Origin of the sequence: uncultured Campylobacter sp. (assembly GCF_938017775.1) — a bacterium.
Classification (GTDB): Bacteria; Campylobacterota; Campylobacteria; order Campylobacterales; family Campylobacteraceae; genus Campylobacter_B.
The window spans coordinates 1-21937 of record NZ_CALIIU010000033.1; the positions used below are offsets into that span (position 1 = coordinate 1).

Here is a 21937-nt window from a genome sequence, read left to right on the forward strand (position 1 = left end):
AGCGCAACCTTGCCATGGTTGATGTCGCGAGTTCGACTCTCGTTTCCCGCTCCATTTTACATTCTGTTTTGTATTAAACGTGCCCGGATGGCGGAATCGGTAGACGCAAGGGACTTAAAATCCCTCGGAATTTTTTCCGTGCCGGTTCAAGTCCGGCTCCGGGCACCACCTAATAAGCCGGCGTGGCGACATAGCCAAGTGGTAAGGCATGAGCCTGCAAAGCTTTGATCCCCGGTTCGAATCCGGGTGTCGCCTCCAGATCCTAAAAAGGAGTTATTATGAGATACATACTAGCGGCTCTTTTGGCATTGATGGTTTTTAGCGGGTGCTCTAATACTTGGCACGGCGTAAAAGAGGATTCGCACAACGCGGCTCAATGGACCAAAGAAAAGGTTCACAACGGCGCCGAGTGGGTCGGAGAAAAAACCGAATAAATTGCACGTGCGGGTCTTGATCTGCGCGAACTTTCGGCGGGGTCTACCCGCCCTTAATCGGGAGATGGCTGAGCGGTCGAAAGCGGCGGTCTTGAAAACCGTTGAGGTGAAAGCCTCCTGGGGTTCGAATCCCTATCTCCCGGCCATTTTAATCTAATCCGAAATTCCATTTTAACTTCAAAATTTTACATTTTATTTATACTAATTTTCATTTAATGCTCTTTAGGCTAAAATTTTATCCTGTAGCAAACGGCAGTTCGGGGCGGTGTGTTTATAGGCGGAAAGCCAGAATGGCATGTGGCGAATAAGTCAAGATTGCGCGTCAGTGGCTTGTTTGATCGATACGTGCTAAAACAGCGCGTAGCGAGAATAGGGCGATGTCAAATTTAAATGTTTGTCCGTCTGGACATAAAAGCGACTGTGAAAGATAATTGCGAAATTTAGCCATGAAATTTCAAAGCTTAGCAGTCCGCCGCGCTCGGCGTAAAATTTTAAAATTTACCGACCTGCGCTTTTTAAATTTAGCCAGAGTCCAAGTAAATTTCAAAATTTATCTTGCGCGAGCGCGCCCGCCGTACTGCCGTGTCGCCGCGCGGATGTGTAGATCAAGATCAAATGTGCCTGCAGACTTCCGCGATAAAATAAACGATAGAAGCCGCACAGCGCAAGCCTAGAACCGATACGCTCGCGATCAGACCGGGACTAGCGCAGCGAGCAGGCGGGTTAAAAGTAGGCGGATCTAAGAGATATCGCAGGCTAACGAGTCGAAGCGAGCAAATCCAAAAAATGGCGCAGGCAGGCAGATTGATAAGCCGAAAGAGAAGAGTCTGCAAAAATATCTGCAAGCGAATTTTACTAGAAAATAAAGGGCTTAAATGCGAAAAATTTTACTATTTTTACTGCTTTGTGCGGGAGCTTTTGCGCTTGAGTGGGACGAAGCCGTCCTGCGAGGATCGCTGCCAAACGGACTTAGATACTATATTTTAGAAAATTCCGTGCCTAAAAATTCCGCCGTTTTTTATCTCATCGTGGATGCGGGCTCGATCGATGAGAGCCCTAATGAGCGCGGGCTTGCGCATTTCATAGAACATATGTCTTTTAACGGAAGCCGCGATTTTAGTAAAAACGAGCTTATCAAAAAGCTGCAGAGTCTGGGCGTGAAATTCGGCGCCGACGTAAATGCGCAGACGGGCTACGACAGCACGATCTACACGCTTAACATCGCCGTTAGCGAAGAAAATTTAAAGGACGTTTTTAAAATTTTTGCTTCGATTGCGGACGGAGTGGAGTTTAATCCGCTAGAGCTCGTAAAAGAAAGAGGCGTCATAATCGAGGAGGCGCGCAGCCGCGATACGCCGATCGCGAGGCTTTACGAGCGGATGGATGAGGAGCTTTACGGCGGCAGCGCGTATTTTGATCGTGCGCCGATCGGCGATATGGCGGTCGTAAAATCCGTAAGCGCGCAGCGGATCAAGGAGCTTTATCAAAAAATTTACCAGCCCAGATCTATGAAATTTATAGCCGTGGGCGATTTTAAAAGGGATAAAATTTTAAAACTGCTAGAGCAAAATTTTTCGCCTCTTAAAAATACAAACTCCTACGCCCGCCCGGATATGGGCATTCCACCGAGACAGGGTTTGAAAATTTACAATTACGATACGAATGAAATGTCGCTAAATTCCGTCAAAATTTCATTTTGGGAGGAATTTGCGTCACCAAATAGCGAGGCGAATGCAAGAAAAATTTTAAAAAGTGAGCTTATCTCAAGCCTTATTTCTACGATTTACGAGCGAGCGAAGGCTAGCGAAGGCGCGCTGCTGCGAGTTAATTTTTCCAGATCGAATTTGCAGTTTCAAAAAACGATCTATAACTTCGACGTCGCCGTTTTGGGCGGAGACTTTGACGGCGCGATCTCGCAGGCGCTTGGGCTAATCAAAGGCCTGCGAGATAGCGGCTTTGATGCGCGCGATTTCGCCCTTGCGAAGGATGCCTTGATCAGCTCGCGGCACAGCACCTTCGAACGCAAAAAAAGCGCGAATTCCGCGTTTTTTGCAAGAGAGATTCTTCATGCCGTAAAATCGGGAGCCGTTCTGCCTAGCGCCGCAAAACAGCGTGATTTGGAGGTAAAATTGCTGCGCGAGATCAGCCTAGAGGAGCTAAATTTAGAATTTAGGCGCCTTACGGATCTAAGCGAGGTGCACGCAAGCGTCTTTAGCGGCTCAGGATATAATCTGGATGAGGCTAAATTTAAGAAGCTGCAAAGCGGCGCTAAGGCGATAAATACGCATGCCGCGCATAAAAAGCTACCGGATAGCTTGGTTTCTAAAAGCCTGCCGGAGGGCAAAATTTTAAGCAAAAGCTTTGAGCCGAGATTTAAATTTTATACCTACCTGCTTGAAAATAACGCGACCGTGATCTTAAAGCCGCTTAAGACGCGCAAGGATTTCATCTCGTTCGCTGCGGTAAGCAGGGGCGGGATGTCCAATCTGGCGCACCCGGGGCTCGGCAGTTTTGCCGCAATGCTTGCAAACGAAAGCGGCGCGGGCGAGTTTAACAATTATGAAATTTCGCAAATTTTAAGCGGGCGGCAGGTGAATTACCGCAAAAATATCTCCGCATTCTCTCACGGATTTTACGGAAGCTGCGGCTCGCAGGATCTAAAATGGCTGCTGGAAGCGATAAACTTAGAGCTTAGCTCTCCGCGCACGGACGAGAAAGCGCTGCAAAATTTAAAGATAAAATCGCTCGATGAGCTTGGGCGAAACGAAAAGCTGCCCGGGTATAAATTTAGCAGGGAATTTAGCGAGTTTTTTTACGGCGGCAATGCGCGAATGCGCCCGCTAAGCGCCGCGCAGATCAAAGCGCTTAACGCGGAAGAGTTAAAAAAGATCGTCTATGATAAATTTAGCAACGCCGCTTCCTACACTTTCGTGCTTAGCGGCGATTTTGAGTTAAAAGACGCCGAAGCCCTCATAAAAAAATATCTGGCGAACCTGCCTGCTCGCAATGAGCGCGAGGATTTTAAAGACGATGGAATTCGCAGCTTAAGCGGACGGCATGTCTTTATGCGCAACTATCAAAACTCCCCTAGAAGCGACGTTGCGCTTACCGCGATAAACAGATCCGCTCCGCACTCGCTTGAAAACGCAATTAAAATTTCCGCTCTAGCTTCGGTGCTTCAGGAGGCCCTTAGAGAGCGCATCAGAGAGGACGAGGGGCGTACTTACGGCTTTTCGGTCGCTTCGAGCCTAAGCCGCATCCCGTATGAGCACTCTAGCCTTCATATTTCGTTTTCCTGCGCGCCGCAAAATACGGATCAAATTTTATCCGCAATTAGAGAAATTTTTGCAGAGATCGCAGGCGGCGGATCGGACGTAGCGCGACATCTTGAAAATTTTAAAAAATCTCAGATCATCATGGCTCGCATCGCTCGCGAAAGCCCCGAGTTTTGGAATGACGCGCTCGTAAAATACGCGCTTTGGAATGAGGAGATCGCCGATTTTAAGACCTTTGAAAAGATCATAAATTCCATCTCGCCGAAGGATATCGCGGAGGCGGCGCAGACATATATTTTTGACACCGATGAAACCGTGAGGATAAATGCGCCGAAATTTTAACGGGCTCGGCGTCTTTAAATTTTACTCGGGAAAATTTACTAAGCGCGTTTAAATTTAACGGCGCTTGCACGGCAAATTTCGGCTTCGTAAATTTATACAATTTAAAAACGAACTCAAGAATAAAGCTCAATTAAATCTATCTGCATCGCGCATAGATTTTAGATAAATTTTATTTTGGAATAGATTTATCTCGCCGATATACCGCTATTTTGTTACATTTTTTCTATTGTTTGCATAAGTCGTATAATTGTTATCACTTTTATTGAAATTTAAAATATTATTGGCTAAATTTCCTCAGTCTTAATTTTTATTTTCAAAAAAGGAGAAAAAATGATTGTCGGTTTTTGGGCCTGTAAGCCATGTAAAAGCGGCGCAGGCCGCAATTATTCCGCTTCCGTAAAAGGCGAGAAATTTACTCAAAATCGCTGCGGGGGGGGGCTTGCACGCTCCTTAATAGTCGCGGCGTGCCTTTGCGGTCTAAGCATCGCGCAGGATTCGTCTGGAAATAACGCAACAAGGAGCGTTTCTACCAAAGAAAACCCAGGCGCGCAGAGCTCCGCTGCGACGATAAATAGTTATAAATTCCCTGAAATAGTCGTCGTCGGCAACATCGACTCTAGCCTGACGAGCGTCGGCGATAGCTACGGCGGTACGCAAAAGATAAGCAGGACGATGATCGAGTCAATGCCTAGCGGCAACGGCGACTTCGTGCAGCTTTTGCGCACCAATCCAAACGTGCAATTCAGCTCCACAAATCGCCAGAGCACGACGCTCGGCGAGATCAGCCCCGCAAACATCAGTATCAACGGCGCGAAGTATTGGCAAAATAACTTTATGCTCGACGGCGCGAATATGAATAACGATCTCGATCCCGCTAGAAACCCCGGCGGCAATCCTACGCGCTTCTCGGCGTTTGATACGATGAATTCCGTCTCGCAAGGTATGGCGATCGATAGCGATTTTTTACGAAGCGTCGAGGTGCACGATAGCGGCGTCTCGGCAAAATACGGCGGATTTACCGGCGGCGTAGTGGAGGCTAAGACGCGAGATCCGCGCGCGGGCTTTCACGGCAAGTTTTCGATGCAGCACACCGAGGATAGTTGGACTAGATACCATATCTACGGCGATGAACAGAGCTTTGAAAACTCCGCTACGCCACTAAATCAGCCGAGATTTGATAAGTGGATCACGAGGTTAAATTTAGAGGGCACCGTTACAGAGGATCTGGGCTTGATGTTCGGCTACACCAACACTAGAAGTAAAATTCCGCTCAAGGCCTACGACAGAAGATACAACGCCGATACGACCATCACCGAGCGAGTTCAGAGGCGAAATATTGACAACTACTTCCTAAAAGCGCTCTGGTATGCGACCGACCGCCTAACTATCACGCCTAGCGTAACCTACGCGCCCGAGCGAAACAAGATGTTTAACGACCATATCAAGGATTCATACGCAGATATGAAATCGGGAGGTTTAAATTTAGCGCTTAAAGCCGACTACGATGGCGATTTCGCTAGGTTCAATCAAATTTTATCCTACAGCAAGCTCGAGAGCTCTCGCGATGCGGAGAATGAATACTACAGGGCTTGGCAATACTCAAACGTAAAGAATTGGGGTAGTAAAATTTACGATGCTTCGGCGATAGAGGGCGGCTTTGGGGATCTCGATCAGACGCAAAAGAGCTTTTCATACAACGGAGATCTGGAGTTTAACGAATTTGATCTCGGCGGCAGCAAGCATAGATTTATCACGGGCTTTGAGTTTAAAAAGCAAGAGGCTAAATTTAACGTAAGAAAAGAATTTATGACCGCTGGCGGAATAGCACCGCTACCTGCGGGCGTACATGATTGCGATCCGAATGACGAGCTCTGCTCTATAGATGATTCTTTTGCGAGGCGTGGTAGAAGCGGTCAGTTTTTTACGCGAAAAAGCTATTACAAGGGCAATACTAAGGTAGATATGAAGAGCTTGGCGGTTTATCTGGAGGATGAGATAAAAATCGGTGATCTTACTTTGCGACCGGGCGTAAGACTAAATAGGGATGATTATATGAAGCAAACGACTGCGGCGCCGAGATTTAACAGCTACTACGATATTTTTGGCGACGGCGATTCGATTCTTAGCTTCGGCGCAAACCGCTACTACGGACGCAATCTCTTTACCTATAAATTAAGAGAAGGTCGAGAGGGTCTTGCCACTACCTACACGCGTCCACGCAATGCCTATACGCAAAACTGGACGCAACTGCCAAAAGACCCGTCTCTAACTAAATTTAATGAGCTAAAGGTGCCTTATGAGGATGAGCTGGTATTCGGGGCAAAGCAAAAGCTCGGGAATTTCGAGTTTTTCGGCAAATATGTAAGCCGCAAGGGCAGGGATCAGATCATCAAATCTACGCGAAGAGATCTAGGTCTAGCGCCGAATCCGAACTACCAAAACAACTATCAAACCTTTACTAATGACGGCAGAAGCGAAAATAAAATTTTAACCTTCGGCGTTAAAACGATTGATGATTATGAGGCCTTCGGTACGCTAAATGGCTTTGAGCTGGGCTTTGAGCACATCAAGATGAAAACGAACAACACCCTTTATGACATATCGCTTGATAGAGAAACGCTCGAAGATGAAAAGATTGTCGAATACGACGGCAGGCTGATGAGGTTATCGGAGCTTCCGGCGCAGGACTATGCTAGGCCTTGGACTGCGAGCCTAAACATCATCACGAAAATTCCAAGCTACGGTATCAGCGTGAATAACTTCCTCTCGTTTAAAGGCTCGCAAGAAGCGATCGCTCGCACCGGCAGGACGCCTGCGGGCAAGTATCCTGCTAGATACGATAAATACGAAAAGGTAAATCTCGGCAAAAGCTACAGCTGGGATGCGCGCATCGGATACGCTAAAAAGATGGCGGGCGAGGTGGAATTTTTTACGAATTTAGACATTTACAACGTCCTAAATAAGCGCAACAAAGCAAGACTTAGCAGCGACACCTCGCTCGATCTAGTCTATGAGGCGGGCAGGCAGTTTTGGCTGGAAGCGGGCATTCGGTGGTAGCGTGAGCTAAATTTGCGGAGCTTTTCAAATTTCAGGGCTCCGCAAAATTTTGTGAAATTTTCTGAAATTTACGGCATTTTGCGGAATTTCAAATTTCACGCCACGCTCCTTAAAATTTCGTACCGCGCTGTAAAATTTTAGCGTATGCGAAATTATAAAATTTACGCCCAAATTTAACTTGCAATCAATTTAAGGAGTCGAAACGACTTTTTAAATTTAACGCCGATATCGCTTAATAGGCTCTTTCATTGAAATATCACAAACTGCTTTTGAAATTTTGACGGGCTGATCTGCCGCTCTTTCAGCATGTAGCGGCAAACTCTTTCAAAGTCCGTTTCGCTCATCATAAAAATTATAAATCCTCTAAGGCTTTGTAAAAATCCGGCAAACGCGACGGCTATCACGATGAACGAAAACACAATACCTGCGGAATTTCTAGCGGGCACGATATGTCCGAATAGTGGCGTGGCGGTGAGCTTTATGAGCGATATCTCATCAAATTTTATAGATTTCGTGATTTTGCCTTTATTGACGTAGTGGATGCTCCTATTCGTCAAATGAACAAAGCGCGTATGGGCGCTGTTGAGATAGGACACGACGGCGAATACTACAGGAATAAACGGCGTATAGTATGGAAAAATATCCCCTATATATAGAAACACCGGTACCACCAAGGGGGCGAAGAATAGGTTATAAATAAAGAATACCACGATGTTGTAGTCTTTGACGATGAGGGGGTTATTATCAAATTACGGCGGATTTCGGCGCTCGGCGCCGTTTTGTTCAGGCTGCTGCGACCTCCGTGGCTCATCGTTAAAATTTTTCATTAAATTTACTCTCGTTTTAAAATTTTATCGCTAGCGGCTCGAGCGTTTTGCGGCGCTAAATTTGCCGTTCGCGCCGCACGCTTTAGCGAGGCCATCCCAAGCAGAGCCTGTTTGCGTCCTTTCAAAATTTTATTTCGTTAAAATTCGTCCGCGCCGCGTATCGGCACCGCGTACGCTTGCCGCATCGCCGCATGAAATTTCGAGACCTCACAGCTCGAAATCAAAGCAGTAAAAATCATCCGTCTCGCTCCAGAGTTCTTTTAGCGAGCACCCGTCTATCTGCGGCGCGCCGCAGAGCTCTCGCAGCGTGGCGAAATACCGTTCGCCGCTTGCGTTTGCGCCCGCTTCGTCCGCGCACCTTTGAAACGAGCAGCGATCCACATAGGCGATGATCATATACTCTGCGCCGCGTAGGCGAAATCCGAGCTCTGGCTCGCCACCCTCGGCTACGCATTTTAGCAGCATTTGCTCTATGGTTTCAAATGAGTAGTCTGGCATTTCGCTCCGATCTTAAAATTTTATCGCCGCCGCGACGCTTACTGTGCCGCCGCATATCGCGAGCGGTTTTACTCCGCCAAAAACTCGAAGCGCTCGATCATATCCAAAAGCATATTGGCTCTGCAAATTTCATCGTCCAGCAGATCGTCATATTGATCTCGCAGTCGCTCGGCGTCTTGCGCCACGGGCCTAGATGCTCCCTGGCCTGCGCGGGCTCGCCCTTCATCACGAAGTATTCGCCTAAGATCACGCGAGCTTGCGTCTTGCTAACCTCGTCGCTTTCGCCCTCTACTGCTGCTTTTAGGCTCTGCACGCCACCCTCCTCAAGCCCTCGCGAGAGCCGCGTTACCTTCTGTAAAGCTTCGCATCCATTTTCGCTCCTTTGCAAAATTTTATTTAAAATAATAGAACAAATTTCCGCCGCACTCAAGATCCACGAACTCCTTGCTGTCAAAATATAGCTTAAATTTCATGTGACTCAGGTATTTGGCGTCTTGCGCTTTCTCTATAAAATTTCTTATCAGCCGCTCTATCTTTCCGCCCCCTTCGTGGCGTGCCGCGTCTTGTCTCGTGAAATAAAAAAACTACGGGCGCGTCGGACACCGCTGCGATATACCAAATTTTAAGCGGCGCTAAAAGCTCGCTTCGGTTTCGCAGCAGCTCCTCTACGGCGCCTTGGATCAGATCGGTGCGGATCTGCGACTCGAAGGACTCGATCGAGATATAAAAATTCCTTAGCCCGTTTAGTTTCTCGAAAAGCGGCGTGCGGGCGAGATAGCGCTCGATGCACTTTTTATCGGTGATTTTTGCGGCGTCTTTATCGAAGCGAAGCACGATCTTAAGCCACGCCGAGTTCTTGCCCGCGCCGTAAAACGCGCTGATAGGACGAACCTTAAATTTTGCACTTATAAACTCCAGTAAGCCACTGATATTTTCGCTGTTTACGGCTCTATTTTCTATGATCTCTTTACAGCGTCTGCTCTGATACGGGCTTAGATCGCAAAACATCGCGCGTCTTTAAATTTTAAAGCACTTTAAATTTAGCCCGCATCGTAAGCCTCAAGCATATCGAAGGTCGGAGCGAAAAACAGCGCGCCCGTCTTTGCGGTGCTGAAATCCAGTAGGCGGTCGTAGTTGCCTCGCGGGCGGCCGATAAACATGCTCTCAAGCATTAACTCCAGCGTGCTAAAGGTGCTTGCGTAGGCGATGAAGTAGGTTCCCGTCTCGCCGCCCTGCATAAACGGCATATTGTCGCGCACGACCTTTTTATCGTCGCCGACGTTGGCTGCGGCGGAGTGCGAGTTGCTAGGTTTTATCTCCTCGCTCATCTCGATGTCGTTTTGTTTGCTACGTCCGATGACGCGCTCCTGCTCGGCGACGCCCGCGGCGTTCCATGCGCTCATATCGTGGATATATTTTTGCACGAAAAGATAGCTGCCGCCCTTGTATACGGCATCCTCGTCGTCTACCTTAGCAAAAAAGTCGCGATCTGCGCCTTGCGGATTTTCGGTGCCGTCCACAAAGCCGATGATAGCGCGCCCGTCGTAGTATTTAAAGCCGCAGATCTCCTCCTCGCACGTCGCGACATCCTTCAGCGCGGCTCTGATCTCGCTTGCCATATCGTAGCAAACGGCTTGATTTGCGGCTCTGATGTGGATATGGATATCGCCTCCAGTAGCGGGCGCAGCGTGCTTGTCACCTCTAATCTCTTCAAAATTTTTTAGCTCTTTCGGCAAAGGCTTCGGCAAGCCGAGCATTTTCCATGCCTCAAAGCCCACGCCGAGCACGCAGCTCGTCTCGCTAGCCGCGCCGAATCTCGTAACGGCGGTTTTGTTTAAATTTATCACCAGAGCGCAAAGACTCTCAAAAGCCTTTTTGCAGGCGGTCTTGCCCGCACCAAAGCGCCAGATCATAAATACGGTGTTGTTGCCGGGCGCGTCGGTTACGTTTTGGGATTTGGCATGCGCACAGGCGCAACTTTTTTCTTCACTCATTTTTCTCTCCTTTAAAGTAAAATTTAAAAGGAATTTTAGCGCAATATCGGTAAATAGCGGGCGCAGAGATAGAATTTAGGTGGCTTTCGGGTTTGATTTTCGGCGGAGGAAATTTTGTCTTTGATCGTAGGATTTACGGCGAGGGTGGAATTTTGGCTTTAAATTTATAAAATTTGCGCCGAGTTGAAAAGCGAAATTTTAGAGTTTTGCGGGGATGAAATTTTAAGATCATGGCAGATGGGAAGGGATTCGAACCCTCGAAAGCTTGCACTTTACACGCGTTCCAGGCGTGCTCCTTCAACCGCTCGGACACCCATCTAAATTAAAAGTCGCGATTATAGCGAAAATCTAAAATTTTGCCAAATTCCTTTTCGGCGCGCAACCGCTCGCCTTTAAATTTAAAACGCGACGCTTGGAATTTCGCCGCAGCGTTTGAAATTCTATCGCGCTACTTGGAATTTTTCTGCAGCGATTAGAATTCCGCCGTGCTGCTTTAAATTCTATCACGTCGCTAAGCCAGGCCGCTTTGTGTTTTCTGGTCGAGCGGCGATTTTACCTTGCTGCGGCCATTTTAAAATTTAGATTATCTTTGAAATTTGGATTTGCCGCCCGCCGCAGGGCTAAATTTAAAAAGCGCAAGCAGATTTTTTAAACGATCCGCTTGCGCCGTAAAAGCCGAGCTGCGCTTTAAATTTACGGGTATTTTAAAATTTCGCGCTGCCCGTAAATTTATAAAGCTAATTAAAAATTCTATCCTTCGGGAAGGTGGACATATCGGGCTGCACGTCCTGCTCGGCGCCGATAAGCGCCTTTATTTCGCTATCTTCTATGCTAAAGCCGCCGCCGAGCGCCTTGTAGGCGTTTACCGTCGCGCTTAGCACGTCAAGATCTGCCTGCACTTTATTTAGCTGCGCGCTAAGCAGGTTTCGCTGTGAATCCAAAAACTCCAGATGGTCGCTGTAGCCCGCCTGATACCTGCTTGAGGCGTTTGAATAAATTTTGCTCTGCGAAGCGACGAGATCGGTGAGGCTTGCTTGCCTTAATTTGGCGTTTTGCACGCCTACAAGCGCGTCGCGAACGTCGCCGAAAGCGGTTTTAAGCGCCTTGTCGTATGCGATGAAGCTTGCGTTTTGATCCAGATTTGCAAGCTCTACGCGCCTTTTTTGGCGGCCGAAGTCAAGCAGCGGTCCTACGAGCGAGCCGCCTATATTCCACGTGCTTGCGCTTGCTGTAAACAGCCTGTCAAACTCGCCGCTTGCATATCCTGCCGAGCCCGTAAGCGAGAAGGTAGGGAAGTAGCCCGCCTTGGCGACGCCCACTAAGAAGTTGCTTGCGCGCAGATTTTCGAGCGAGCTTGCGACGTCCGGGCGGTGCAGGATCACATCGCTTGGGATTCCGCTTGGGATCTGCGGAGCGCTAGGCATTTTCGCGGCGGTCTGCGCCGTGCCGCGTAAAATTTCATCGTAGCTCTTGCCTGTTAGGATATTTAGCGAGGTCTGCGCCGCAGAGAGCTGATTTTGCACGCTTATGAGGCTTGCCTCGGCGCTTTGCACCGCAGCTTTGGCTTGATAAAATACGATCTCGCTAACCGCGCCCGCATCGAGCTGCTTTTTGCGGTAGTTTTGCGTATCTTGATAGCTTTTTAGGCTATCTTTTAAAATTTTCTCCTGCTGCTTTAACGCTAGTAGCGTAAAATAGGTCGTCGCAACCGTGCTAGTAATCGTGTTTTTGGCGGTTTCGTAGTCGTATTTCGTCGCATTAAATCGCGATCGCGCTGAATCCACGCTATTGCGCACGCGCCCCCAAAGATCGATCTCGTAGCTTAGCACGGCGCCGATCTGATACGCGCCGTGAGAGTTGCGATCGGGCTGGTTGCCGAAATTATTTTGGCGCACCGCACTGCCGCTTAAATTTACGTTCGGCAGGTATTCAAGCTTGCTTAGTCCTAAATTTACGCGTGCGTACTCGACGTTATTCAGCGCGGTTTGCAGGTCGGAATTTTGCTCCAGCGCGCTTTGGATCAGGGCGTTTAGCTGCGGATCGTTGAAGCTTTTCCACCACTGCGTGCTAACATTCGTGCTCGCGTAATCCGCCTTAAAGCCGGTCTGCTTTTGCGGCGTAACAGGCTTGAAGTTGCAGCCGCAGAGTAAAATTCCAATCGTCAAGGCGCTTAAAAGAGCGTTATTTATTTTCATCGTTCACCTCGTTAGTTTGGACTTTTTTGCCGCGTCTATCAAGCCAAGCGTTGAAGCTTTCAAGCAGGTAGAAAAACAGCGGCACGAAAAAGATCGCGATTGTAGATGCCGCGAGCATTCCGCCTACGACGCCCGTTCCTAGCGCGTGGCGGCTAGCAGCGCCAGCGCCGGTAGCGATAACCATCGGAAGCACGCCCAGGCCGAACGCAAGGCTCGTCATGACGATAGGACGGAATCTCATCTTGGCGGCCTCGACGGCGGCTTCCGCGATAGGGCGGTGGTTGTTTAGGTGCTCATTCATCGCAAATTCCACGATCAAAATCGCGTTTTTCGCCGCCAGACCGATTAGAAGCAGCAAACCGATCTGAAAATATATGTCGTTATTCAGCCCGCGGAAATATGTAAACACGAGCGCTCCGAATACCGAAAACGGCACGGCGGTAAGCACGGCAAGCGGCATGAGCCACCTTTCGTATTGAGCCGCCAGGATCAGAAACACGAAGATCATTCCGAATACGAATGCCTGCGCGCCCTTGCCCGTCTCGCTGACCTCTTGATACGCGGAGCCCGACCAGCCGATCGAATATCCGCTAGGAAGCTCCTCTTTTATAACCTCTTGGATCGCGGCGATCGCCTGGCCAGAAGTGTAGCCCGTATTTGGCTCGCCCATAATTAGCGCGGCCGGAAAGGCGTTAAATCTATTAACGGAATCGGGGCCCAAAGAGCGCTCAAGCCTAACTAAAGAATTTAGCGGGATCAGATCGCCGCTAGCGCTGCGGACGTAGAGAGATTTTAGATCGTTAGGATCGTCTCTGTAGTCTTGCGTAGCGCGGATATATACCTTAAACGTGCGGCCCAAGAGGTTAAAGTCGTTGATATAATACTGCCCGATGGTAGAATTTAGCACGGTGAAAATGTCGGCTATCTTAACGCCTAGCATCTTTATCTTCTCTTTATCGATATAGAGCTTATACTGCGGGAAATCGGTATCCAGCGTAGTTCGCACGAGCTTTAAAGCGGGATGTTGATTGGCTTTGGCGGTTACGCGGTCCATATCGGCGCGAATTTCATCGTAGCTTTTACCCGTCGTGCTTTGCGCGTAGAGCTCAAATCCGCCCGTAAGTGAAAGACCCATGATAGGCGGCGGCGTAACGACGTAGGTCATCGAGTTGCGATCTGCGCCGTAGAGTTCGCCGTTTAGAGCGGCGGCTATGGCGAAGTTGGAATTTTCATCGCCCGGGCGCTCTTTCCAGTCTTTTAGCTTTATGAAAAATGCTCCGCCGTTTTCTCTGAGCGCTCCGGCTAGCATATCGTATCCCGCGATTTGGGTTATGTCTTTTACGTTCGGATGCTTTTTGGCGATACTTGCGATGAAATTTTGATCGGCTTCCGTCCTAGGCAGAGTAGATGCCGACGGAAGCGTAGTCATCGCCATAATCGAGCCCTTGTCCTCGTTAGGCACCAGACCGGTAGGGGTAAGTTTAAGAAGCTCTATCATCGCATAGATGATGATGCCTACAAAAACGAGGCTGATTAGCACGTGGCGCAGAACCATGCCGACGCCTGCGGCGTAAATTTTAGTCGAGACGCCGAAAAGATTGTTAAACCATCTTACGAAGAAAAACGGCTCGGATTCCTTTTTTTGCAAGATCAGGGCGCAAAGTGCGGGCGTTAGCGTAAGGGCTACAAAACCTGAAAAACACACCGAAGCTACGAGCGTTAGGGCAAATTGTCTCTGCATAACTCCGGTGAAGCCCTCCATAAACGCAACCGGCACGAAAACTGCCGAAAGCACGAGTACGATAGAGATGACGGGTGCTACGATCTCGCCCATCGCTTTCGTAGTGGCTTCTTTGACGCTTAACTGCGGCTCCTCGTGCAGAATTCTCTCTACGTTTTCGATCACGATAATGGCGTCGTCCACGACGATGCCGATAGCTAAAATAAGCGCGAAAAGAGTGATTAAATTTATTGAAAATCCGAAGGCATAAATTCCGATAAACGCGCCGCAGATCGATACGGGCGCAGCAAGCGTCGGAATGATCGTCGCTCTAAGGTTCCCTAAGAACATATACATAACGATGATGACGAGGATTAACGCTTCAATGAAAGTATGAATGACCTCTTCGATCGATACTTTTACGAAGCTCGTCGTATCGTAGGCGACGTCGTAGGTCAGCTCGCCTGGGAAATTTGGTTTAAGCTCGTCTATGCGCTTATTTACCGCTTCAACTACGGCTAGGGCGTTGGCACCACTTTGCATGAAGATAAGCACAGGCACCATCTCTTTACCGTTAAATTTCGCCGAGATATTGTAGCTTGCGCCACCGAGTTTGACATCGGCGACATCTTTTACTCGCAAGAAATTTCCATCTTTTTGCGCGCGTATGATGATATTTTCAAACTCTTCGACGGTTTTTAAACGACCCTCAGGCTTGATCGCATATACGTAGGGATTGCCTAAGTTCATCGGCTGCTCGCCCATCTTTCCTGCGGCATATTGGCTATTTTGTTCGCTTATTGCGGCGATTATCTCGGCGGTCGTAACGTTAAATTTCTTAAGTAGCTCAGGCTTAACCCAGATCCTCATAGCATAGTCTTTCGTACCCAATGCTTGAGCGTCTCCGACGCCTGGCACGCGCTTTAGCTCATCTACGACGTTGATAGCTACGTAGTTTTGCATCTCTACGACATCCATCTGTTCGCTAGGATCGTAAAACGCAAGCACTTCGAGCATCGTACTGCTACGCTCGGTGACGGTTACGCCGTACCTACGCACTTCGTCGGGAAGTAGCGTAAGAGCTGGCGTGACGCGGTTGTTTACATTGACTTTCGCATCTGCTGGATTTGTGCCGATTTGAAAATATATGTTGATACTAACAGAGCCCGAGGAGCTTGCTGAGCTTTCCATATAGATCATATTTTCAACGCCATTGATTGCGTTTTCAAGAGGGGCTGCGACGACGTCGGCTATCGTCTGTGCATCCGCGCCGCTATATGTAGCGCTAACGACGATTTGCGGCGGCGTGAGTTGCGGATACTCCTCGACCGAGGAATTTTTAAGAGCCAAAACGCCCGCGATTACGATGATGATCGAAACGACGCAGGCAAAAACGGGGCGGTTGATGAAAAATTTAGAAAACATTATTTCCCGCTTTCCGCATTGCTCTGAGATGCTTCAGGCTGTCCCGCTACGTAAGGATTGGTGCTCGCGGGTACGGGAGTGACCTTGGAGCCCACGTTGATCTTTTTAAAATTATCTAAAATGATCTGATCGCCGTCCTGCAGCCCGCTTGAGATCGTCGCCGTGCGGGTATCTTGCGCCGCGATTTTGACCACCTTTTTAGCGACCTTGCCGTCTTGCACGACGTAGACTATGGTGTTGCTAAGATCTTGCTTGAGCGCAACTTGAGGAATTTTAAAGCCGTTTTTCTGATAAAAGCCATCGACGCTTACTTTAGTAAAAATTCCAGGGCGAATTTCTAAGTTTGGATTTGGAATTTGAGCTTTGGCGCTGACTGACGCTGTGTTTGTATTGATGACGCTATCGATGAAGCTTAGCGTGCCATTGTAGTCCTTGCCGCCGAGATTTATGCTTACCTGACGTCCCAGCTGCTTCCACTGCCCGTTTTTTAAATTTGCATCAAGCTCCAGTCTATCGACGTCCGCGATGCCGAATTCCACGTCGATCGGATCAAATTTGCTAAGGCGCACCAGATCCTCGCCCACGTTTACGTACGCGCCCACGTCCTTTTGCGTATCGCCCGCCATGCCGTCAAAAGGCGCGGTCACAAGCGAGTGGTCAAGATCGATCTTTGCGCTTTTAAAATTTGCTTCGGCTACCATAAACGCGGCTTTTGCGGTGTCAAAGTCCTTTTGAGAGATCGTGTTGCTAGCTTTTAGCGCTTTAGCTCTTTTGTAGTCCGCCGAGGCGTTTTGCAGATTAGCGTTTGCGCTGTCAAATGCCGCTTGGTAGCGCGAGCGGTCGATCTCGTAGAGTACGTCGCCCTTTTTAACGCTGTGACCCGGCTCGAAAAGCTGCTTTTCGATAGTGCCCGAAACCTGCGGCTTTAGCATTATCTCAAGCTCGCTTACGGTCTGCCCGTTAAATTTTAAAATTATCGGCACGTCGGCGGATTTTGCCGTAAATACGCCTACCGGCAGCGCAGGCGTCTCACCGCCTTGCTTCGCGCCTTTATCTTCCTTTTTTTCGAAATAGGAGCAGCCCGAAACTAAAAACGCTGCGAAAATCAAACTGGCGACTTTTTTCATGTAATTTCCTCTAATTGGGTTAAAATTTTGTATTTGTAATAGTTATTACGAAACGAACGTAGATTATAATAAAAACTACATAAAGAAAACTTAAATTTAGCCCGTAAAATAATCTACCGAGTGGAATTATAGCGGAATTTCGATATAATCGCGCTAAAATTTTAAAGGCTTTTTATGAGAAAAATTCTTACTATCGCGGGTTCGGACAGCGGCGGCGGCGCGGGCATCCAAGCCGATATCAAGACGATCAGCGCGCATAAGATGTTTGCAATGAGCGCTATTACGGCGCTTACGGCGCAAAATTCGCGCGGCGTATTCGGCGTGCTGGACGTTCCGCCAGATTTTGTAGAGGCGCAGCTCGATGCGATTTTTAGCGACATCTTTCCGGACGCCGTTAAAATCGGAATGGTCTCCAATGAGAGGGTTGCCGAGGCTATCGCAAAAAGCCTGAGCAGGCACGGCGCGAAAAACGTCGTCTTAGATCCCGTGATGGTCGCTACTAGCGGCGGAGTTTTGATGAAACAAAGCGCGCTGCATGCGCTAAAATACGAGCTCGCCCCCACTGCGGAGATCATCACGCCCAACGTGCGCGAGGCCGAGGTTTTGGCGGAGATGAAAATTTTAAGCTTAGCCGATATGCGCGCCGCAGCGGTTAAAATTTCGCAGTTTTTCGGCGGCGCGATTTTGATAAAAGGCGGCGATCTGACAGCTGCGAGCGTGGCTTGCGGCGCGGTGGATGCGGATACGGCGGAAATGAATACAGCGCGAAATTTTAAAGCTTTTGGGCGCAAGACGAGCGAAAACGGGGCGCTCAAAAATTCTGCGGGTTTAACAGAGCGCGCAAATTTCACGAGTGAAAATTTTACTAGCGAATGCAAAAATTTAACTGCGAGCGCGGAGCCCTCTTTTGAACAAAATTTATCCGCAGCGCCTTTAGATGACGGCTTTAAACTAAGCAGCGAGGGCGAGGATTCGAGAAATTTAGCGGTTGATATTTTGTACGAAAACGGCAAATTTTATGAGTTTTCCGCGCCTAAAATTTCTACGCGTAACACCCACGGCACGGGCTGCACGCTCTCAAGCGCGATCGCGTGCGCGCTGGCGGCGGGGCTTAGTCTGCCTGCAGCCGTTGCCCATGCCAAAGGCTTCGTGCGTAGGGCGCTTGGCTGGGGTGAGCAGATCGGGCACGGATGCGGCGCGATAGATCATTATTTCACGGTCCAAGATCCCTTCGGCGCGGACTTTGGCGGATCTTGCGCGAATGAAATCAAAATCATCGCCCCGGATTAAAATTTCAAGCGCTCATTGAAATCCCTGCATTCGTAAAATTTCAAAATTCCGCTGCTATTAAATTTAACCTAGCGGCACGAGATCGTCCGAATGGCTCGTCGCGACTTGTGATAAACGGCGGGATTGCGCGGCTAAAAAGCGTGCGCTACGGGGATATGCGCACTTAAAATTTTAGTTGATTTTTAGGCATCATAATCCGCGTAGAATTTTAAAGAATTTTTGAATTTTATTGTAGGGTTCGCGTTGCAAGTTAGGGCTTTCCTTATTTGCCTTATGCTATAGCCCTGCTTCGTGGCATTGTTAAATTTGCGTTATTTCTTATAGGTCTTTATACGCGAAAAAAGTGGATTATAAATATAAGCTAGTCATGCACTCACTGCTCACGTTACTACCTGCCTTCGCCCCTTCAAGGTAGATGCATCATTGTATGCCGACCGTTGCGCTATACTTGCCGCGGCATTGTGTCCCCGTTGCGAACTTAGCGATCTATGTCCGCCGCCTCATATTCGCAGGGCTTGCTAAAATTCCAAATTTTCTAGCAAAAGAGTTATAATGGCTAAAATTACGTAAATTTAGGAATTTAAAATGCACTGCAAAAAAAGGACTACTACTCTTAATCATCGCCTCAGGGATAATCTCTGCCGCAGATAACTGGATCGCATCGCTACTGCTGCCTAGCATCGCAGATACGTTTGGGGTGCAGGTAAGCGCCGCCTCCGCAGTTTTGACGGCATATCTGATCCCCTATGGCTTACTTCAGCCGGTATACGGACATCTTAGCGATCGCTACGGTAGAGGTAAAATTTTAATTCTGCTAATGCTCTTTTTGGCGATATTTACGCTTCTTTGCTCCACTGCAAAAAGTCTAGCGTGGCTTGTTTTATTTCGTTTTTGCACGGGATGCGCGGCAGCGGGTATAATCGCCGTCTGCCTCGGCGTTATAGGCGATGCATATGACGATAAGGATAGACAAAAAATCGTAGCGATATTTCTAGGCTCGGTATTTTTAGGGCAGGGGCTGAGTGCGGCTTTAGGCGGATGGGCGGTGGCTAGATTTTCTTGGAGGGAGATATTTTTAGCCTTTTCTGCGCTGTCTGCGGTATCTTTCGTATCACTATTTACGCTAAATTTCAAAGACGCTCCGAAAAGCGGAGGCGAAAGTTTCGTAAAATCCCTAGCTAGCTTGCGCGGCGATGCTGCGCTTTTGAGAAGCTATTTTTTGGCTTTATGTAACGGCGTAATCGTGCTTGGGGCGTATTCATTCATAGGCGCTTATCTGCTTAAAAAGCTGGGCTTGAGTTCAAATTTTGCCGGAGCCTGCCTTATGCTTTACGGCGTCGCTTGCTTTTTGGCAGGAAACGCTGCTAGATATTTAAAAGAGAAGTTGCCGCCAAAAGAAATTCTATCCCTCGGCTTTTTGGCGTCCACTTCTGCGCTGTGCCTTTTGGCGAGTTGCTTTGCTGCCACTGCATATGTAGGGACGTTTTTGCTGGGATTTGGCTATGTTTGCGCACAGTCCGTCCTAGCAAGCGCGGCACTTCGTTGTGGCTCCGCCAAAGGTCTATCCTCCGGGATCATAGGCACGGCGATATTTTTCGGAGGCGGCATCGGTACTGCCGTAGGTGGCAAGGCACTTGAATATTTAAGCTACCAAGGGCTATTTTGCGGCTTTGCCGCGTTAGCCGCCGCGCTGCTGATTTTTTACCGTGCAAGCTTTAAGGGCACGCGTGAAATTTAATGCTCCGCAACAATAGCAAAATTTAAAATTAAGCACACTTCGCTACCGAGAAATTTCCTAAAATTACGCTATTTCAGGGCGCTGCATTCGGTATCGTCGTAAATATCGCAGTGCATTGCATCACGCTGCCGCTTTTAGGACTTACACCACCGCTTTTTCAGCTTCCGTGGTATGAGTTCGTTTCGGGATTTTTTTGGGCACGTGGTTTGGTTTTGGGCGATCGAAGTATTTCGTCGCGATCCACGAAACCGCTTAACCGACGAGCCAGATTCTGCGGATCGCCAAAGTACTTCGTCCTTTTAATTAAAATTTGAAATTCCGCATGGCTCCGCTAGGAATTCCATAATTTCTCAAATACGCTTGAAATTCACGATAAATTTTTATGTTAGAATTATGATTAATAAAATTTCAAAAGGAGCGGCAATGAAATATAAAATTTTAGTTGCAACCTTTACGGCTGCTCTGGGCTTACAGGGAGCGCTTGCGAGCGATTTTGACGAGCAGGCTTGTGCGGCGCTAAAGGGCGCAAAAATTTACGATACAAAGATTAGCGAAGCGATCTGGAATCAAAGCGGCGAAATCGGCGCCGATAGGATGTCTGCGCTAACCGGCGGAGCCAAAAAGACGCTAAAAGCCGCGCCTCACTGCATAATTCACGGCGAGATAGCCTCCCGCACGGGCTCGGACGGCAAGCATTACGGCATAAAATTTGAGCTGCGCTTGCCAGGCGATTGGAACGGCAAGCTGCTATTTCAGGGCGGAGGCGGTTTGGACGGCTTCGTAGCGCCGGCTCTCGGCGCCGTGCCTATCCGCACTAGCACTGCAACGCCCGCGCTTATGAGGGGCTATGCGGTCGTCACGACCGATTCGGGACACCCTACGCCTACGCCCGAGTTCGGACTTGAGCAGCAGGCGCGGTTAAACTATGCCTATCAGGCCATCGGCAAGGTCGCGAGCGTCTCAAAGCAGCTGGTTTTCGCGGCATATAAAAAAGCGCCCGCGCACAGCTATTTTATGGGCTGCTCAAACGGCGGGCGCTCGGCTCTGATGGCGGCGCAGAGGTATCCACTGGAATTTGACGGCGTAATCGCGGCAAATCCGGGTTTTAGGCTTTCGCGCGCGGCGATCGCGGAGCAATGGGACAACCGGCAGCTTATGAAGATCGCGCCTAAAAACGCCGCTGGGGATAAAGTTTTCGCAAACGCCCTTACGCAGGAGGATTTGGATAAGCTAAGCATGGCGGTTTTAGATAAATGCGATGCGCTAGACGGCCTAAAAGACGGCATTATCGGCGCTTGGGAGCGTTGCGAGTTCGATCCCAGCGGACTTGATCTGCCCAAAGATAAAATTTCTGCGATAAAGGCAATATTTGACGGCGCAAAAAACAGCAAGGGCGAGCAAATTTACAGCGGCTGGTTTTACGACGCGGGGGTAAATCAGCCCGGCTGGCGCATGTGGAAGCTTGGCGACTCGCAAACGGCAGAGCCAAATGCTAGAAATATCGTACTCTCAAAGGGTTCGATGAATTATTATTTCTTGACGCCGCCGCAACCGGAGTTTGATCTGATGAGCTTTGATTTTGATAAGGACGTAGAGCGAACGTTCGAGACCGCGGCGATAAACGATGCGATTTCGACCAAGCTTGATAGCTTCCGCTCTAACGGCGGTAAACTCATCATCGTAACGGGCGTTTCCGATCCCGTATTTTCGGCGATGGATCAGCGCGATTGGTATAAAAAGCTAGTGGAAACGAACGCGAATGCGGACGAATTTGCGCGATTTTTTGCCTTGCCTGGGATGAATCACTGCGGCGGCGGTAACGGCATCGATGACGTCGATCCGCTAAGCGCGCTTGAAGCGTGGCGCGAGCAGGGAACGGCTCCATCTAGCCTGCTAGGCAAAAGCACGAGCCGCGCGGGTAAGCAGATCCCGATTTGCGCGTATCCAAAAGTGGCTACCTACGTAGGCGGCGACGAAAATAGCGCGAGTAGCTTTGAGTGCAGATAAAATTTATT

Annotated in this window: 15 protein-coding genes and 4 tRNA genes; 10 read left to right on the forward strand and 9 right to left on the reverse strand. The window is 48.9% G+C overall.

Annotation, left to right across the window (positions count from 1 at the left end):
* The first annotated feature begins 81 nt into the window (after positions 1 to 81).
* From Q0537_RS04695 to Q0537_RS04720, 6 genes are all read left to right on the forward strand, one after another.
* Positions 82 to 168 (forward strand) — tRNA-Leu (locus tag Q0537_RS04695).
* Between the two features lie 16 nt (positions 169 to 184).
* Positions 185 to 258, forward strand: a tRNA-Cys gene (locus Q0537_RS04700).
* Between the two features lie 20 nt (positions 259 to 278).
* A complete protein-coding gene (locus Q0537_RS04705) occupies positions 279 to 434 on the forward strand; it encodes a hypothetical protein (RefSeq protein ID WP_177387338.1) in 156 nt (51 codons plus the stop codon).
* Positions 435 to 492: 58 nt separating this feature from the next.
* A tRNA-Ser gene (locus Q0537_RS04710) sits at positions 493 to 580 on the forward strand.
* A gap of 729 nt (positions 581 to 1309) precedes the next feature.
* A complete protein-coding gene (locus Q0537_RS04715; RefSeq protein ID WP_299225519.1) occupies positions 1310 to 4051 on the forward strand; it encodes a M16 family metallopeptidase in 2742 nt (913 codons plus the stop codon).
* Positions 4052 to 4381: 330 nt separating this feature from the next.
* Positions 4382 to 7108: a TonB-dependent receptor plug domain-containing protein gene (locus Q0537_RS04720; protein ID WP_299225521.1), complete on the forward strand. Its 2727-nt coding sequence runs from the start codon at positions 4382 to 4384 to the stop codon at positions 7106 to 7108.
* A gap of 245 nt (positions 7109 to 7353) precedes the next feature.
* Here the strand turns inward: Q0537_RS04720 and Q0537_RS04725 are convergent, their stop codons facing one another.
* The 9 genes from Q0537_RS04725 to Q0537_RS04765 form a co-directional block, all read right to left on the reverse strand.
* The gene (locus Q0537_RS04725; protein ID WP_299225523.1) at positions 7354 to 7770 is read right to left on the reverse strand and encodes a hypothetical protein; all 417 of its coding nucleotides are present in this window, start codon (positions 7768 to 7770) and stop codon (positions 7354 to 7356) included.
* A 372-nt stretch (positions 7771 to 8142) separates the two neighbouring features.
* The gene (locus tag Q0537_RS04730; RefSeq protein ID WP_299225525.1) at positions 8143 to 8433 is read right to left on the reverse strand and encodes a hypothetical protein; all 291 of its coding nucleotides are present in this window, start codon (positions 8431 to 8433) and stop codon (positions 8143 to 8145) included.
* Between the two features lie 97 nt (positions 8434 to 8530).
* Positions 8531 to 8863 carry a hypothetical protein gene (locus tag Q0537_RS04735; protein ID WP_299225527.1) on the reverse strand — a complete coding sequence of 111 codons (333 nt, stop codon included), beginning with the start codon at positions 8861 to 8863 and terminating at the stop codon, positions 8531 to 8533.
* 32 nt (positions 8864 to 8895) lie between these two features.
* Positions 8896 to 9441, reverse strand: coding sequence for a hypothetical protein (locus Q0537_RS04740; RefSeq protein ID WP_299225529.1), 546 nt, complete (start codon positions 9439 to 9441; stop codon positions 8896 to 8898).
* 32 nt (positions 9442 to 9473) lie between these two features.
* Positions 9474 to 10427, reverse strand: coding sequence for a Dyp-type peroxidase (locus Q0537_RS04745; RefSeq protein WP_299225531.1), 954 nt, complete (start codon positions 10425 to 10427; stop codon positions 9474 to 9476).
* Between the two features lie 231 nt (positions 10428 to 10658).
* Positions 10659 to 10746: transfer RNA gene (locus Q0537_RS04750), tRNA-Ser, on the reverse strand.
* 418 nt (positions 10747 to 11164) lie between these two features.
* Positions 11165 to 12622 carry an efflux transporter outer membrane subunit gene (locus tag Q0537_RS04755; protein WP_299225533.1) on the reverse strand — a complete coding sequence of 486 codons (1458 nt, stop codon included), beginning with the start codon at positions 12620 to 12622 and terminating at the stop codon, positions 11165 to 11167.
* Positions 12609 to 15767 (reverse strand): multidrug efflux RND transporter permease subunit, encoded by a 3159-nt coding sequence (locus tag Q0537_RS04760; RefSeq protein ID WP_299225535.1) that lies wholly within the window; start codon positions 15765 to 15767, stop codon positions 12609 to 12611. The genes Q0537_RS04755 and Q0537_RS04760 overlap by 14 nt, the downstream gene beginning before the upstream one ends.
* Positions 15767 to 16894: an efflux RND transporter periplasmic adaptor subunit gene (locus Q0537_RS04765; protein WP_299225537.1), complete on the reverse strand. Its 1128-nt coding sequence runs from the start codon at positions 16892 to 16894 to the stop codon at positions 15767 to 15769. Before Q0537_RS04765 ends, Q0537_RS04760 begins: the two co-directional genes overlap by 1 nt.
* Before the next feature lie 174 nt (positions 16895 to 17068).
* Here Q0537_RS04765 and thiD point away from each other — a divergent pair, with 174 nt between their 5' ends.
* From thiD to Q0537_RS04785, 4 genes are all read left to right on the forward strand, one after another.
* Complete coding sequence (gene thiD / locus Q0537_RS04770; RefSeq protein ID WP_299225539.1) at positions 17069 to 18184, forward strand: bifunctional hydroxymethylpyrimidine kinase/phosphomethylpyrimidine kinase; 1116 nt, start codon at positions 17069 to 17071, stop codon at positions 18182 to 18184.
* 634 nt (positions 18185 to 18818) lie between these two features.
* Positions 18819 to 19922: an MFS transporter gene (locus Q0537_RS04775; protein ID WP_366811278.1), complete on the forward strand. Its 1104-nt coding sequence runs from the start codon at positions 18819 to 18821 to the stop codon at positions 19920 to 19922.
* A 92-nt stretch (positions 19923 to 20014) separates the two neighbouring features.
* A complete protein-coding gene (locus tag Q0537_RS04780) occupies positions 20015 to 20236 on the forward strand; it encodes a hypothetical protein (RefSeq protein WP_299225639.1) in 222 nt (73 codons plus the stop codon).
* A gap of 109 nt (positions 20237 to 20345) precedes the next feature.
* Positions 20346 to 21929, forward strand: coding sequence for a tannase/feruloyl esterase family alpha/beta hydrolase (locus tag Q0537_RS04785; protein ID WP_299225541.1), 1584 nt, complete (start codon positions 20346 to 20348; stop codon positions 21927 to 21929).
* The last annotated feature ends 8 nt before the right edge of the window (positions 21930 to 21937 follow it).

Excerpts from the sequence above, each read along its gene's own strand:
- Q0537_RS04705 (WP_177387338.1), top strand. The coding sequence starts at position 279 with ATGAGATACATACTAGCGGCTCTTTTGGCATTGATGGTTTTTAGCGGG.
- Q0537_RS04715 (WP_299225519.1), top strand. The coding sequence starts at position 1,310 with ATGCGAAAAATTTTACTATTTTTACTGCTTTGTGCGGGAGCTTTTGCG.
- Q0537_RS04720 (WP_299225521.1), top strand. The coding sequence starts at position 4,382 with ATGATTGTCGGTTTTTGGGCCTGTAAGCCATGTAAAAGCGGCGCAGGC.
- Q0537_RS04730 (WP_299225525.1), bottom strand. The coding sequence starts at position 8,433 with ATGCCAGACTACTCATTTGAAACCATAGAGCAAATGCTGCTAAAATGC.
- Q0537_RS04740 (WP_299225529.1), bottom strand. The coding sequence starts at position 9,441 with ATGTTTTGCGATCTAAGCCCGTATCAGAGCAGACGCTGTAAAGAGATC.
- Q0537_RS04745 (WP_299225531.1), bottom strand. The coding sequence starts at position 10,427 with ATGAGTGAAGAAAAAAGTTGCGCCTGTGCGCATGCCAAATCCCAAAAC.
- Q0537_RS04755 (WP_299225533.1), bottom strand. The coding sequence starts at position 12,622 with ATGAAAATAAATAACGCTCTTTTAAGCGCCTTGACGATTGGAATTTTA.
- Q0537_RS04760 (WP_299225535.1), bottom strand. The coding sequence starts at position 15,767 with ATGTTTTCTAAATTTTTCATCAACCGCCCCGTTTTTGCCTGCGTCGTT.
- Q0537_RS04765 (WP_299225537.1), bottom strand. The coding sequence starts at position 16,894 with ATGAAAAAAGTCGCCAGTTTGATTTTCGCAGCGTTTTTAGTTTCGGGC.
- thiD (WP_299225539.1), top strand. The coding sequence starts at position 17,069 with ATGAGAAAAATTCTTACTATCGCGGGTTCGGACAGCGGCGGCGGCGCG.
- Q0537_RS04785 (WP_299225541.1), top strand. The coding sequence starts at position 20,346 with ATGAAATATAAAATTTTAGTTGCAACCTTTACGGCTGCTCTGGGCTTA.